The following is a 15,094-nucleotide window of genomic DNA, read 5'->3' on the forward strand; positions in this document are numbered from 1 at the left end:
CGCGTCGCTGACCTGATGTGTCAGCGCCTACGGCTTCGGCTCGCCCAGCCGCCGCCGACGCCGGAGACATGCAGGGCAAGCAGCACCAGCCCTATGAGCATGACATTGGTCGACGTGAAGACGTCGTTCGTCGAGATGTCCGCGGCATTGATCAAGAACGCGAGGAACAACACGATCGCCGCAACGATTCCGAGCATGGACTCTCCTCTTCCGAAGTGGTGGTGGAACCCGAGTGCCCCCGGGACTCCTGTCGACACCGCCGCGCGGAACGGGGGGAATCGCCGTACACAAGTCCAGCCGACCCGCACGGGGCCGAACCGCGTGTCCTGCCGTCATCATTGAGCCCACCACCCGGGCCGCGAGTGCTGATCAGTCTGCTCCTGTCGCCGCACACGCCCCCACCGGCCCGCAGCTCATCGAAAGCAGACAGCAATGGCACACATCCCGGCCGCATCGGCCTGTTCTCCCGTCGGAGCCGCTTCGTGACCGCGACCCGTGTCCCGGGCCTGATCCTGCCCCTGGTCTATCTCTGCGCGCTCGTCGCGGTCCTGGTCTGGTACTGGCGGCATCGCGGCGAGTAGCACGGGGGCGCGGACGGAACGCCGGGCGGCGCGGTCCGCCGAGCGGAACGGTACGCGTCAGGAGACGGGCGAACTCGGTCATCTCCGGGCGAGGTAACTGCGTACGGTCGTTCCGCACGCGCCGGTGTGGACGCGTACGAGGTCGGAGAGGAAGTGGACGAGGAGCAGCCCCCGACCGCCGAGTTGGTCGGGGCACGCCGGGCGCTGGCCGGCCAGCGGGTCGGTCAGGTGCCCCTCGTCGCGCACCTCGCAGACGATCTGCTCGCTCTCGGCCCAGATCCGCAGTGTCCCCGAACCGCCTCCGTGCACCACGCTGTTGGTCGTCAACTCCGCGACGACAAGGTTCAGATCCTGCAGCCGGGGCGGCGCCATCCCCCGCTCCCGTGCCTCGCGCAGTGCGAAGTCGCGTGCGGTCGGCAGCAGTCCGGCGTCGAAGCGGACCGTTGCCGCTCCCGGCGGATACGGCAACGTCTCGTTGCAGCGCGCGAGAACACGTTCGGGATCGTAGGCGTGGCTCACGCCCGACCGCCCGTCGCTGATCACCACGGGGTGCGTGGCGTGTGCGTCGGCGATCACGTCGCCGGAGAGGGTTCGCGCGTCGTACGGGCAGAGGATGGTCACGTCGCGTCCGTGGAACGCCTCGTTGATGAGGGCTTCGTGCTGGACGCAGGCCGGGTACTCCAGCGGCGTACGGCCGTACCAGATCGGCTCCCCGATGATGCGCACCTGGCGCCCGGGGTGGGCGTCGGCGAACGATCGCAGCACCGCGGGAATGATCCGGCCGGGATTCCGGCCGGCCTGTGTCATGTCGATCCAGCGGACCTCCTCGGCGGCCGGTCCGAGTTCCGCTTTGAGCAGTTCGAGTCGAGACGGGGGTACCGCCACCGCCACGGGCCGGCCGGTGGCGAGGCCCTCGGACACGAACGGCAGCGTCCCTTGCGCATACTCCTGGTCGGAGCGGTACAGGAGCGCGGGGTGCGCGAAGGGCTCCGCCCGGTCCCGGGTGAGGGACGACCTCGTTCCGTCTTCTCCCTGCTCCATGCCCACTGGCTCACCTCGGATCCCATTTTAGGCGGCGGCGGTTGGCGTCCGTGTGCATCCGGCAGGGGGCTTCGGCGAGAAGAGGTCCTGGACCCACGTCCGGCGGGCCGCGGAACAGACGCGTTCCGCGAGTTTCGGAGGTTGGATGGCATGACCGGCTTGAGACGGGGCAGACGGGCCCTGTCTTCAATTCCTTCGAACGATTTGGGGTGGACCGCATGGCAGCCGTGACGGCAGCGAAGGCAACCAACACGGCACAGCAGGCAGGGACGGCACAGGAGGAGGCACTCCCCCTGATCGACGAGCCGCTGAAGATCAGCCCGAAGGACGCGCGCGAGCTGTCGCGTCAGTTCTTCGACCGGCTGGCCGTGTTGGAGGAAGGCACGCACGACTACCAGTACGCGCGCAACACGCTCATAGAGATGAACCTCTCCCTCGTGCGGTACGCGGCGGCTCGCTTCCGCAGCCGGAGCCAGGACGAGATGGAGGACATCGTCCAGGTCGGCACGATCGGGCTCATCAAGGCGATCGACCGTTTCGAGCTGACCCGCGAGGTCGAGTTCACCTCCTTCGCCGTTCCGTACATCGTCGGCGAGATCAAGCGCTTCTTCCGCGACACCAGCTGGGCCGTGCACGTACCCCGCCGTCTTCAGGAGGCGCGGATCGAGCTCGCCAAGGCGACGGACGAACTGCGTACCCGCCTCGGCCGTACCCCGACCACTCGTGAGCTGGCCGAGCTGATGTGTCTCTCCGAGGAGGAGGTCATCGAGGCGCGCAAGGCCTCCAACGGCTACAACTCCTCGTCCCTCGACGCCGCGCTCACCGCCGACGACGGCGCTGACGGGGACAGCGTTCTCGCGGACTTCATCGGCGAGGACGACGCCTCGCTCGAACTCGTCGAGGACTTCCAGTCCCTGGCACCGCTGATCGCCGAACTGGACGAACGTCAGCGCCGGATCATCCACATGCGTTTCGTCGAGGAGCGCACCCAGGCCCAGATCGGTGAGGAACTCGGCATCTCGCAGATGCACGTCTCGCGTCTGATCACCCGCATCATCAGGCGTCTTCGCACCGGGCTGCTCGACCCCGCGGTCGCCTGACGCACTGCTGTCGCCTGACGCGGCGGCGCGTCTGACGCACCCGCCCCGGGCCGCGGTCGTCCGGGGCGGGTGTGGGACGGTCCCGCCCGAAGTCGGGTGGGACCGTCCTGTGCGTCAACGGGCCGAAGCCCCGGTCGACGCCGTGCTCGGCGCCGGGGCGTACCCGGCGGGCCGGGCGGTGAAGACTCCCCGGCCCCGGGTGCGGCCGCGCAGCCGGGTCGCGTAACCGAACAGCTCGACCAGCGGCACGGTCGCGGTGATCACCACGGCGCCCGCCCGCGCGACGGAGCCCGAGACCTGCCCGCGTCGCGCCGCGAGGTCGCTGAGGACTCCGCCCACGGCGTCGTCCGGCACGGTGACCGTGACGTCCGCCACCGGTTCCAGGAGAACCATCGCGCACGCGCGCAGCGCCTCCCGCAGTGCGAACCGGCCGGCCGTCCGGAAGGCCCGCTCCGATGAGTCCTTGGGATGGGTCGCTCCATCGGTGAGGACTACACGCACCCCGGTGACCGGGTGTCCGCCGAGCGGCCCGTCGGCCAGCGCGTCGCGACACCCGGCCTCCAGCGCCCGGACGTACTCCTGTGGCACCCGTCCGCCGACGACGGTCGAGCGGAACTCGAAGCGCGTCGCGTCCGCGGCGCCGTCGCCCGGTACATCCTCCAGCGGCTCCACATCGAGTACGACGTGGGCGAACTCACCGGCGCCGCCGTCCTGTTTGACGTGCCGGTGGACCAGCCCCGACACTCCCCGGGCGACCGTCTCCCGGTAGGCCACCCTCGGCCGGCCGGCCCGGACGTCCAGCCCGTGGGCGCGTCGGATCTTCTCCACCGCCACCTCCAGGTGCAGTTCGCCCATGCCCGACAGAACCATCTGGCCGGTCTCGGGGTCGGTGCGGACGACCAGCGAGGGGTCCTCCTCGACCAGCCGTGTCAGTGCCGACACCAACAGGTCCGTGTCAGCGCTGCCGACGGCCTCGACGGCCACCGAGACGACCGGATCGGCGACGGCGGGCGGTTCGAGAACCAACGGAGCCCCGGGAGCGCACAGGGTCGACCCGGCGCGGGCCGACTTCAGCCCGACCACCGCGACGATGTCCCCTGCCACCGCCTGCTCCAGTGGGGCGTGGCGGTCGGCCTGGACCCGCAGGATCCGGCCGATCCGCTCGACGCGCCCCGTGCCCGAGTCCCACACCGTCTCTCCCTTCCCGACCGTTCCCGAATAGACACGCAGGTACGTCAGCCGCCCCGTGGCGGTCGCGTTCACCTTGAACACCAGGGCCGCGAACGGTGCCGCCGGGTCGGCCGGCCGCTCCTGTTCCGTGCCGTCCCGGGTGCCCCGTACCGCGGGCACGTCGCACGGCGACGGCAAGTAGGCCACGACGGCATCGAGCAGCGGCTCGATCCCGCGATTGCGGTAGGCCGAGCCGCACAGCACCACCACACCGTCGCCGGAACGGGTCAGGTCGCGCAGCGCGGCGGCCAGGGTCCGCGCGCGAAGGGTCCCTCGCGCGCAGAACTCCTCGAGCGCGCCGGGGTGGAGTTCCGCCACCGCTTCCTCCAACTGTCGGCGGCGCCCTTCCGCCGTGTCCCTCAGCGCCTCGGGCACCGGACCTTCCTCGACCGCGTCGCGGCCCTCGGGCCAGACCAGTGACCGCATGCGCAGGAGATCCACCACCCCGGTGAACCCGGCCTCCGATCCGATCGGCAACTGGACGACCAGCGGGGCCGGATGCAGCCGCTCCCGGATCGACTCGACCGCGGTGTCGAGGTCGGCGCCGATGCGGTCCAGCTTGTTGACGAAGGCGATCCGCGGCACGCCGTACCGGTCCGCCTGGCGCCACACCGACTCGCTCTGAGGCTCGACTCCGGCGACGGCGTCGAACACCGCAACGGCGCCGTCGAGCACCCGCAGGGAGCGGGCCACCTCGTCGGAGAAGTCGACGTGGCCCGGGGTGTCGATCAGGTTGATCCGGTGCGCGTCCCAGGCACAGCTCACGGCCGCGGCGAAGATGGTGATGCCACGATCGCGTTCCTGGGGGTCGAAGTCGGTGACGGTGGTGCCGTCATGGACCTCACCCCGCTTGTGGGTGGTCCCGGTGAGATACAGGATCCGCTCGGTGAGGGTGGTCTTCCCGGCGTCGACGTGGGCGAGGATGCCCAGGTTGCGGACGGCGGCGAGCGGGGTGTCGAGGTGACGGTGCAGGTCGGTACGCACGGCCCATGGCCTTTCGGAATGATCCGGATGGGGCGGCGCGATCTACCGGACGAAGCGGCCCGCGGACGTGCCACAGGCCGTGCGGGGACCTCTGGCCACCCCACATCCCCATCGGGACGTACGGAGCCGATCGGCCCGGTGACGGGCGGCGGGAGGTCAGATGTTCGTCACGGACAACCGGTGGCGGCCGCGCAGCCGGCACCGGGGCCCCGAAGACACGAGGATCACCTCGTACCGCGACGGGGGAACAACGACAGCGGTGCGGTGACGCACGGCCCGGCTCCCCTCACTCGTCAGAACGCGCGCCGTGATGTTCCGCAGGTGCGGTGAGCGCGCGATGTGAGGTGAGTGTAGGGAGCGCCAACCGGTCGGCGCACCGGAATATCGCTCCGCGCGCCGCGCCCGGTCGCGGAGTTAAGAGTTCCGTTCCTGCGGTGCGGCCCACCGCGAGGTCATGCCTTTCAACGTGGCTACGTCCGGCCAGCGCCTGGTTCGGTCCGGCACCAGCCGTACGTACCCGGTCACGACCCCGATGCTCCCGCAGTGCGCCTCACCGCGACGCGTCAGCGCAGTGCGGCCTCGCCCGCGCGGACGGCACGCATGGCGCGCTCGACGGTCTCCTGGTTTTCGCCGACCGGAGCCACGTAGCCGATGACGTCGCGCGCGGCGTCCTCCCCTAGCATCCGGGTGATCACCCACGTGGCGAGATACTGGGATGCCAGGCAGCCGCCCGCGGTAGCGATGTTCCCCTCGGCGTGGAACGGCGCGTCCAGCACGGTGACGTCGCAGGCTTCGACGAAGGGCCGGCTCTTCATGTCCGTGCAAACCGGCATGCCATGCAGCAACCCGAGCCGGGCGAGCACCAGTGCGCCGGAGCACTGTGAACCGATCAGCTGTCGTGATGGGTCGAGCCGCAGCCTGGAGATCAGCCGGTCGTCGGCCACCACGTCGCGCGCCTTCACCCCACTGCCGATCAGCACGACGTCGGCCTCGGTCACGAACTCCATCGGGCGCTGCCCGGTCACCTCGACGCCGTTCATCGACGCGACGACCGGCGTCGGCGTCGTGATGAAGGCTTCCAAGCCGTCCTTACGGCACCGGTTGATCAGCGCGGACGCGATGAAGCTGTCGAGCTCGTTGAACCCGTCAAAGGTGACCACGGCTACCTGCATCACAACTCCTTCACGTACGGCATCGGATCTGCAGTCTCCCTGGCGCGCGGCTCCGGGGCGAGAGCCAAAGTGTGGTTGGTGGCATGCCTACCGGCGCGCCGCGTTTCGAACTGTGCGCCTGAATTTCGAACTACGGCTCTTGATGCCACGATCAGGATCGATGTCGTTCACTATAACGAACGTCAGGTTCACCACCTTGTATCGTTCGGTATAGTGAACGCATGGTTCACTCAATCGAGGAGTGTGAACCCGTCCTACACCGCACAGGAGCCCCTGATGACGCCCCCGCCCTCCGGCCGCCAGCCAGTGAGCAGTACCGCAGCCGCGGTCGGCGCGAAGATCCGTCTGCGCCGCCAGCAGCGGGGCATGAGCGCCGCGGAGATGGCCCGCCGCGCCGGGCTGAGCAAGGCCACCCTGTCTCAGCTGGAGGCCGGCAACGGCAATCCGACGATCGACACCCTGGACGCGATCGCGATCGCCCTGCGCATCCCGATCGCCGACCTGCTGGCGCGTGACGCCGACACCGGGCCGGTCTTCCGGCCGGGCACGGACGTCGAACCCGGTGAGGTCTCCCGGGAACTGCTGCGCCGTATCAGCAGCGGCAACAGTCTGGAGATCTGGCGGCTGCGCATCCCGGCCGAGACGGAGCTGGCCGGCGTCCCGCATGCCACCGGCACGATCGAGCACCTACTCATCGCCACGGGGCACGTCACCGCCGGTCCCGTCGACGCCCCACAGGACCTGGGTCCCGGCGACATGCTCGCCTTCGCCGGGGACGCCCCGCACTTCTACCGCACCGGCGCCGAGGAAGTGGACATCACCGTCGTCTTCGCCTCCCCCATCAGCACCTGAGACCAAGGAAGACCCCTCATGAGCACCACCCCCGCCATCACCCCCTCCAGCCGTGCCTTCATCAGCGACAACATGGCCGGGGCATCCCCGCAGATAGCCCAGGCCGTCGTCGACGCGGCCGCCGGGCAGGTCCTGCCGTACGGCAACGACCCCTTCACCGACAGCGCCCGCCGCAGGCTCAGCGAGATCTTCGAGCGGGACGTCGATGTCTTCCCGGTCTCCACCGGGTCCGCCGCCAACGGCCTGAGCCTGGCCGCCCTCACCCCGCCGTGGGGCAGCGTGCTCTCGCACCCCGACAGCCACATCAACCACGACGAATGCGGCGCTCCGGAGTTCTTCACAAGCGGCGCCAAGCTCGTCGGCCTCCCAGGCCCCGACAGCAAGATCGACCCCGAAGCGTTGCGGGTGGCGGTGGGCCGCCGGACCGGTGACGTGCACAGCGTGCAGCCGTCCGCGGTGAGTATCAGCCAGGCCACCGAGAGCGGCAGCGTCTACACCCTGGAGGAGATCCGCCGCCTGTCCGCCATCGCCAAGGACGCAGGACTGCGCGTCCACATGGACGGCGCGCGCTTCGCCAACGCCCTGGACCATCTCGGCGCCAGCCCGGCCGAGATGACCTGGAAGGCCGGCATCGACGTCCTGTCCTTCGGCGCCACCAAGAACGGCGCGATGACCGCCGACGCCATCGTCTCCTTCGACCCCGCACTCGCCACCGAGCTCGCCTTCCGCGTCAAGCGCGCCGGTCAGCTCGCCTCCAAGATGCGCTTCCACGCGGCCCAGATCGACGCGTACCTCACCGACGGCCTGTGGTTGCACAACGCCCGCCGGGCCAACGCGATGGCCACCCGGCTCGGCGACGGCCTCAAGGCCATCCCCGGCGCCGGCCTGCTGGCCACGCCGCAGGCCAACATCCTCTTCTGCCGCCTGCCCCAGCAGGTCACCGAAGGACTCCTCGCCGAGGGTTACGCCTTCTACCACGACCGCTGGGAGCCGGGGATCGTACGGTTCGTCACCGCCTTCTCCCACAACGCCGACGACATCGACCAGCTCCTCGACGCGGTCCGCCGCCACACCCACTGACCGGCGGCGGGGGACGCGGTGCCGGATCCGGCCGGCCAGTGGAGCACTCGATCGCAGCGGTACGCGACCTTGTGTCAGATTCCGAAAGTCGCGCGCCCTCCCCGAGCACGGTGCAACTCCGCGGCGGTGGCGGCTGCGCTTATGTTTCGGACACGTCGTCGAGGCGAAAGGGTCTCCCTTGGACGCTTTTGCATCATTCGACCTGGGCATTGATGGCGATGAAACAGGCAAGCGGGTTCCATCGACCACTTCAAGATCCCCCCAAGCCGCGAAAGAAGAAGTGGGTCAAGCATGAAGAAATCCGCGAAATAGCGGGCGACGTCGCGCTCGGGAACTCACCGGTGGAGCGGTGACATCCCGCCCCACAAAGCGCCGCACCGTGGCGCCAATGGCCACTTCCGGAGTGTCGGCGAACCAACGTCCGCCGACACTCGGACCGTGATCACGAATCCGCAGGTGTCGCCGCCCCTCCGCGACTCAACCCCTGCCCTGACATCAGTGGTGGCGGACTCCAGTCAACCTTCGGCCAATGGCCAAAAACAGACCAGTTCGACAGCTTCGCCCATAGCGTGACGTGCGCCACTCGACTCACCTCGGGGTCGGGACTACGGGTAACTGGGAAACCGGACGATCGCCCGGTTCTTCCCCTCGAGAGAGGAAGATCCACGCGCTCAGAGTCACAGCGGAACAACAGCATCCGTTTTCTCGCGGAAATCCACGTAGACAGCGGGAGAGACGATCTGATTGGCTCTCACCGCTGTTATTCGCTTCGCCCATCCGCGTTTCTAGAATTTCTTGGGCGGCTAGTTCAATGATTTCCAGAGGGGGATCTCATGACCGTACGAAGCCAGCACGCAGCGAAAATCGCGTTTTCAGCGGCGGCAGCCACCCTGGGCATACTCGGCCTGACCGCTCCGCAGGTCGCGGCAGCCGACCGGCCGGTTCCCAGCATTTCGACCAAGGCCGACGACAACGCCAGGTCGTTCGCAGCGGAGAATCCCGTCGCAGTCGTAGCGGCTGCGACTGTCTGCGGTACGGGGTACAACCTCTACAGAGCCGAGCAGTTGCCCGACGCCTCGCGCCTGGGGACCCTGTTCACCTACGTCAAGGGATCCAACCCCGCGAGCAATGACGCTCCTACGTGTGCCATCTTCGACAACAACACGAGTGGCGCGAAGTGGATGAAGGTCAAGCTCTGTTCGAACTACACGGCAGAGGGCTGTGCGAGTGACGAGGGCACCTTCAGCGAGTACGCAGGACCCGTCTACCGCACCCACGGCGGTTGCGGCACGGTCACCGCACTGATGAAGAACAGCTCAAGCTCAAGCACCTACCTCGTCAACGCTGTTCGAGACTCGACGAACTGCAACTAGGCAGCACCGCACGAGCCGCAAACCCGGGATTCCATGCTGTCTCACGGCGTGGAATCCCGGTCGCACCACTCGACCAGAACACCACCCTCCAGAACGCCACCCTGGTGACGCTCAGCCTCGACGGCAACGACGCCCGCTTCACCGACATCATGAAGCAGTGTCGCCGTCACAGGCGGAGCATGGTCATGCGCCCTCACGCTCGCCGCGTGGAGCCGCTACCGGATCCCGCGGACGGCGAGCTTGTCGAACCGGGGTGCCGGCGTCGGCTTCCGCCCGGCGGGCTACACTGCGCGGCCATGAATACCGGGACGGCATTGCGCCACACACAGATTGGTGACCCGGTGCTCTTCTGAGCGCCGTACGGGCCGGTGCGGGCCCGCTGTTCGGTCGAGGAACTCGCGTTGCTGCGCGGGCTCCGCCTCCGTCGTGTTGATCACAGGCTCGACACATCAACCACGACAGGAGAGTTCATGCCCACCAAGACGCTGCGGATTCCCACCACGGACGGCCAGGCCGACGCCTTCGCGGCCTTCCCCGGCCACGGCGAGCCGCACCCAGGGGTGCTGATGTACGCGGACGGCTTCGGCATCCGGCCTGTGCTGCGGGAGATGGCCCGCGAACTGGCCGGGCACGGGTACTACGTACTCGTCCCCAACCTCTTCTACCGGCACGGCCCGGCACCGCTGATCGAACTTCCCGAGCACATCGGAGCAGAGGTCCGGCCCGCGCTCATGGCTCAGCTGATGCCGTTGATCGAGGCGCACACCGCCGAACGCGTACGGCGTGACGCCCACGCCTACCTCGGTTTCCTCACCACCCAGCCCGAGGTCGCCGCCGGACCGGTCGCGGTGACCGGCTACTGCATAGGCGGCCTCCTGGCGATGCGCACCGCCGCGGCCCACCCCGGCCAGGTGGCCGCCGTCGCCGCATTCCACGGTCCCGTGGGCGCGGACGGGCCCGACACCCTCGCCGAGATCACCGCCCAGGTCCACTTCGGCCACGCCGAAGGCGACCTGACGCCCGAGGCCCTGAGCGAGCTCAACCGGGCCCTCGACGCCGCGAAGGTCGACTACACCTCCGAGATCTACCCCGGCACCGTCCACGGGTTCACCATGTCCGACACCGACGCCTTCGACCCCGCCGGACTGCAGCGCCACTGGGACCGCCTGCTCCCCCTCCTCGAGCGCACACTGACCAACAGTTGAGGCTCCGGCTCGGAAACCAAACCTGAAGTGCACGGCCGCGACCAGCAGACGGCTCGGCGGGCCACACCGATGTCGGCCTGGCCGGCCCGCCCGGCCACCGAATGCCGGACGGCCGACGACCAGGCCGACTTCGTCCGGGAGCTCTCGGCTGGCGCGGCGCAATGGCTCGCCGTCGCCGCCGGGGCGTCCTGGTCCGACCTCGCCATGGCGAACTGACACGTCTCGGTAGGATCTCTTGGTCATGGACGTGATCGCGGGAAACGAGATGGTCGCCATCCCGCCGGGGCAGGTAACGCTGTCGGACCGGCGGACGCAACGCAGTTGGTCGGTCGAGCTTGCGCCCTACCAGCTCGCGGCATTCCCGGTCACCCAGGCGTTGTACGCACAGATCACCGGTCGGCGGCCGAGTACCGCCCACGGGGACCAGTTGCCCGTCGAGTCCGTTTCCTGGTGGGACGCGGCACGGTTCTGCAATTCCCTGTCCCTGCGCGACGGGTTCACGCCCGCCTACCACCTCCCTGCCGACAGCGAAGGCATCGAGTGGGACGCATCCGCCGACGGGTACCGGCTGCCGACCGAAGCCGAGTGGGAGCACGCCTGCCGTGCCGGTACGACCGGGCCGCGGTACGCGCCGCTCGACGAGATCGCCTGGTACCGCGGCAACTCGCACGAGCGCGTCCACGCCGTGGGCGGCAAACACCCCAACCCGTGGGGTCTTTACGACATGCTCGGCAACGTCTGGGACTGGTGCTGGGACGTCTACGACGCCGAGGTCTACGGCACCTACCGGGTGCTCCGCGGCGGTGGCTGGTTCGATGAGCACTGGAGTTGCCGGGCCTCCGCGCGGCGCCGCAGCCACCCGACATTCCAGGTCGACGACGTAGGGTTCCGCATCGCGCGCTCCAACGTGTGACGACCGGTTTCCGCGCGTCGTCGAACGTGACGTCCGCCGCCACCGCCAACGGACGGCGCACTCTTTCCGGCACAGGGGACAACCACGCCGCTTCGACGGCTGTCTCAGCCACTCCAGTCCACCCAGGTCACAGGCGTCTGCGGCGACTGACGGCATCCGACCCGTTGTGCGAAGCGGCATTTTATGGCCTCTTCCAGTGGCCGATACGGTCGGATTCATGGAGTGGAATTTTCAGACGGCCGAAACACTCGCGGCTGCCTTACGTGCCGGTGAAGTGACCTCGGCGGAACTGACCGACGCCGCGATCGCCCGTATAAAGCGGGACGACAAGGCGATCAACTCGATCTGTGTACCGGACTTCGACCGTGCACGGGCCGCCGCGCGCGGCGCCGACCAGGCGCGCGCCCGCGGTGAGGACGGGCCGCTGCTCGGCATTCCGGTGACGGTCAAAGAGTCCTACAACATGGCTGGGCTGCCCACGACCTGGGGCATGCCGCAACACCGGGACCATGTGCCGGCCGAGGACGCGGTACAGGTGTCGCGGCTCAAGGCCGCGGGCGCGGTGGTGCTGGGTAAGACCAATGTGCCCTTGGGGCTGCAAGATATCCAGAGCTTCAACGAGATCTACGGCACCACTAACAATCCGTGGGATCACGATCGCACGCCGGGCGGATCCTCCGGCGGATCAGCGGCGGCCCTGGCGTCCGGATTCTGCGCGCTGTCCATCGGCTCCGACCTCGCCGGTTCGCTGCGCACCCCCGCGCATTTCTGCGGCATCTATGCGCACAAGCCGACACTCGGACTGGCGGCGACCCGCGGCATGGTCGCGCCGCCGGCACCGCCATTGCCGGTCGACCTCGACCTCGCCGTCGTCGGTCCGATGGCGCGCACTGCCCGCGACCTCACGCTCCTGCTCGACGTCATGGCCGGACCGGACCCGCTGACGCTCGGCAAGGCGCACGACTTGACGCTGCCGCCCGCGCGCCACGAGCGGCTCGGCGACTTCCAGGTCCTGGTCGTCGACGAGCATCCGCTCATTCCGACCGGGTCCGCTGTGCGGGCGGGCGTGAACCGGGTGGCCGACGCCCTTGTCGACGGCGGCGCCCGCGTCGAACGGCACACTCCGCTGCTGCCCGATCTGACCGAAGCCGCGACGCTCTACACGCAGTTGCTGTTTTCGAGCTCCGTTGCGCGTTTTCCCATCGAAGCGTACGAGCAGCTGCGGACCCGCGCCGCCGGACTGAGCGCAGACGACCAGAGCCTCGACGCGACGCGGCTGCGTAGCATGGTGTTCAGCCACCGCGACTGGATCGAGGCGAACAGCCGTCGCGAACTCCACCGCCACAGCTGGCGGCAGCTCTTCGCCGAGTTCGACGCCGTGGGTGTCCCATCACGCCGACTCCCGCGTTCCCGCACGACCACAACCCCAATCCGCTGGAACGCCGGATCGACGTCGACGGCGTCGGGTACCCGTACTTCGACCAGCTCGTCTGGGCCGGTCTGCCCACCATGCCCGGCCTGCCCGCCACCGCCATACCGGCGGGCCGGTCCCCCGAGGGTCTGCCGGTGGGAGTGCAGCTCATCGGTCCGATGTTCGAGGACCGCACCCCGCTGCGGCTGGCCGAACTGCTCGAGCAGAAGATCGGCGGCTTCCAGACACCGAAGTAGGGCGTACCACCGGGTGTCCGTCGAGGACGAGGTACGGATCACGACGAGATCCTCCGAGTGCGCACAGTCGCCGCCCGGCACGCGGATGTCACCCGCCTCCCACCACACGACAGGAGGTCGTCGCCGAGCAGCGTGACGTTCGGCGGCGACGGCCTGCCAGGCGGCGCGCTGCGCCTCGGCGGGCGCGGCGAACGCGCATGCGAACCACGCCCTGGTCGCCGACGAGAACGGCGCCAGCGCGTCGTCGCTCAACACGGCCCCGTCCTCGCCCGTCCCACCGACCGTTTCCGGCCCGCTGATCAGCCGGTTCACCGGCGGAGCCGCGGCGCGAGCACCGCGCGCACGACCTTGGCCGCGTTGCTCGCGGCGGATCCGCACTCGTCTTCGGGTTCCGGTTCCGGCATGCGCTGGATCTGCAGCAGCTGGTTGGTCGACCGCCGGAGCGGGACGAACATTCCGGCGACCGGCCCGACGCCCTGGACCGGGCCACCGGACAGCTCGGTGACCTTCTTGGCGACCGTGACCGTTGTCGGGTCCCGCAGGATCAGGTGCGCTTCGTCGTCGACCAGCCGGATTTCCATCTTGCGCGCGGCGGCCTCCTCCGGGGTCGCGTCCGTGGTCGTCTCCGGATCCAGTTCGTCGATCTCGGCGGCGACCACGTCCGGGTCGACCGATCTCCCCCTTTTCCGTGGGGGGACTCCGTGATGCGCCCGGCAACCGGAAGGAGGAGCGTGGTGGGGTAGGAAGGAGTGCTATGGGCACGGCCGACCAGCGGGACCGAGGCCGGGAGGACCGAGGCTGGCTGCGCGGAGCACCGCCACCGCCCTGGGTACGGGTGCTGCCGCCGGCCCTGCTGGTGGCGGTCTGCGTCGCCGAACTCGTGAGTCCGCACCCCTTGGACATCGGCTTCCTGCTGGGCGCCATCCCGTCGCTGGCCGTGCTCTCCTACGGGCCGGTGGCTACGGCCGTCTTCGGCGCCGTCATCATCGTGCTCCTGTATGTACCGCCGCTCCAGCTCAACCATCCCGGCAACACCGACCTGCTCACCATCACGTTCGTCGCGATCCTGAGCGTCGTCGTGTCCCTGGTGCGCAGCCGGCGCGACGCCCACCTGGTCACGGTGCGTACCGTCGCGGAGGCCGCCCAGCTCGCCGTGCTGCCGCCGCTTCCCGAACGCGTCGGCCCGGTGCACTGCGCGGCGCTCTACCGGGCGGCGCAGCGCGAGACGCTGGTGGGCGGCGACTTCTTCGACGTACGAGCCGGCCCGTACGGCGTACGGGCGGTGATGGGGGATGTGCAGGGGCACGGGCTGTCGGCCGTCTCGACCGTCGCCTCGCTCCTCGGGGCCTTCCGCGAGACCGTGCTCGACGAGCGCGACCTGAAGTCGGCCGCGGCCCGCCTCGATCGCCGACTCATCGTGGACTCGGCCCAGACCGCACACGCGGAGCTGTTCGCGACCGCCCTGCTGCTCGAGTTCTCGGCCGACGCGGACGCGGTGCGCCTGACCTCCTGCGGACACCCGCATGCGTTTCTGCTGCGCGACGCGAAGGCCGTCGAGCTCGTTCTCGAACCGGGTGCCCCCCTCGGCCTCGGGTTCTTCGAGATCTCCCCGCCGAAGATCTGCACGATCCGGCTGGAGCGCGGCGACCGGCTGTTCCTGGGGTCCGACGGAATAACCGAGAGCCGGGACGGGACGGGCGCCTTCTATCCCCTGGCCGAGCGCCTGACCACGTTGGCCCAGGAGGGACCGGCCGACCTCACCGACCGCGTCTGGGAGGACCTCCTACGGTTCTGCACCGCGGTGCGCGACGACGTCACGATGCTGGTGCTCACACCTGATGTCCAGGGTGAGCGGGGTGAGGACACCTAGGCCGGGCCCAGAGCGGTGAGGGCGC

General features: G+C 69.2%; 13 protein-coding genes and 1 pseudogene. 9 read left to right on the forward strand and 5 right to left on the reverse strand.

What is annotated here, in order from left to right; translation table 11 throughout:
- Positions 1–20: 20 nt before the first annotated feature.
- A complete protein-coding gene (locus OG568_RS02525; protein ID WP_266424135.1) occupies positions 21–197 on the reverse strand; it encodes a hypothetical protein in 177 nt (58 codons plus the stop codon).
- 462 nt (positions 198–659) lie between these two features.
- Positions 660–1,622, reverse strand: a complete 963-nt coding sequence (locus OG568_RS02530; protein ID WP_329530072.1) for a sensor histidine kinase — start codon at positions 1,620–1,622, stop codon at positions 660–662.
- Between the two features lie 218 nt (positions 1,623–1,840).
- Here OG568_RS02530 and OG568_RS02535 point away from each other — a divergent pair, with 218 nt between their 5' ends.
- Positions 1,841–2,722, forward strand: a complete 882-nt coding sequence (locus tag OG568_RS02535; protein ID WP_329530073.1) for an RNA polymerase sigma factor SigF — start codon at positions 1,841–1,843, stop codon at positions 2,720–2,722.
- A 114-nt stretch (positions 2,723–2,836) separates the two neighbouring features.
- Here OG568_RS02535 and fusA read toward each other — a convergent pair whose 3' ends face one another.
- Both fusA and OG568_RS02545 read right to left on the reverse strand, forming a co-directional pair.
- Complete coding sequence (fusA, locus tag OG568_RS02540; protein ID WP_329530074.1) at positions 2,837–4,936, reverse strand: elongation factor G; 2,100 nt, start codon at positions 4,934–4,936, stop codon at positions 2,837–2,839.
- A 563-nt stretch (positions 4,937–5,499) separates the two neighbouring features.
- Complete coding sequence (locus OG568_RS02545) at positions 5,500–6,108, reverse strand: DJ-1/PfpI family protein (RefSeq protein ID WP_329530075.1); 609 nt, start codon at positions 6,106–6,108, stop codon at positions 5,500–5,502.
- A 276-nt stretch (positions 6,109–6,384) separates the two neighbouring features.
- Here OG568_RS02545 and OG568_RS02550 point away from each other — a divergent pair, with 276 nt between their 5' ends.
- The 7 genes and pseudogenes from OG568_RS02550 (at position 6,385) to OG568_RS02580 (ending at position 13,199) form a co-directional block, all read left to right on the forward strand.
- Positions 6,385–6,960, forward strand: a complete 576-nt coding sequence (locus tag OG568_RS02550; RefSeq protein WP_266589777.1) for a helix-turn-helix domain-containing protein — start codon at positions 6,385–6,387, stop codon at positions 6,958–6,960.
- An 18-nt stretch (positions 6,961–6,978) separates the two neighbouring features.
- Positions 6,979–8,040 carry a threonine aldolase family protein gene (locus OG568_RS02555; RefSeq protein WP_329530076.1) on the forward strand — a complete coding sequence of 354 codons (1,062 nt, stop codon included), beginning with the start codon at positions 6,979–6,981 and terminating at the stop codon, positions 8,038–8,040.
- A gap of 833 nt (positions 8,041–8,873) precedes the next feature.
- On the forward strand, positions 8,874–9,413 hold the full coding sequence (locus tag OG568_RS02560; RefSeq protein ID WP_329530077.1) for a hypothetical protein: 540 nt from the start codon (positions 8,874–8,876) through the stop codon (positions 9,411–9,413).
- A 470-nt stretch (positions 9,414–9,883) separates the two neighbouring features.
- Positions 9,884–10,618 carry a dienelactone hydrolase family protein gene (locus tag OG568_RS02565; RefSeq protein ID WP_329530078.1) on the forward strand — a complete coding sequence of 245 codons (735 nt, stop codon included), beginning with the start codon at positions 9,884–9,886 and terminating at the stop codon, positions 10,616–10,618.
- Positions 10,619–10,645: 27 nt separating this feature from the next.
- Entirely contained in the window at positions 10,646–10,834 is a 189-nt protein-coding gene (locus tag OG568_RS02570; protein WP_329530079.1) for a hypothetical protein, read from the forward strand.
- A gap of 25 nt (positions 10,835–10,859) precedes the next feature.
- On the forward strand, positions 10,860–11,531 hold the full coding sequence (locus OG568_RS02575) for a formylglycine-generating enzyme family protein (RefSeq protein ID WP_329530080.1): 672 nt from the start codon (positions 10,860–10,862) through the stop codon (positions 11,529–11,531).
- 217 nt (positions 11,532–11,748) lie between these two features.
- A pseudogene (locus OG568_RS02580) lies at positions 11,749–13,199 on the forward strand (amidase).
- 308 nt (positions 13,200–13,507) lie between these two features.
- Here the strand turns inward: OG568_RS02580 and OG568_RS02585 are convergent.
- On the reverse strand, positions 13,508–13,858 hold the full coding sequence (locus OG568_RS02585; protein ID WP_329530081.1) for a hypothetical protein: 351 nt from the start codon (positions 13,856–13,858) through the stop codon (positions 13,508–13,510).
- A 95-nt stretch (positions 13,859–13,953) separates the two neighbouring features.
- Between OG568_RS02585 and OG568_RS02590 the strand changes: the two genes are divergently transcribed.
- Positions 13,954–15,069, forward strand: coding sequence for a PP2C family protein-serine/threonine phosphatase (locus OG568_RS02590; protein WP_329530082.1), 1,116 nt, complete (start codon positions 13,954–13,956; stop codon positions 15,067–15,069).
- The last annotated feature ends 25 nt before the right edge of the window (positions 15,070–15,094 follow it).

This window comes from Streptomyces sp. NBC_01450 (assembly GCF_036227505.1).
Lineage (GTDB): Bacteria > Actinomycetota > Actinomycetes > Streptomycetales > Streptomycetaceae > Streptomyces.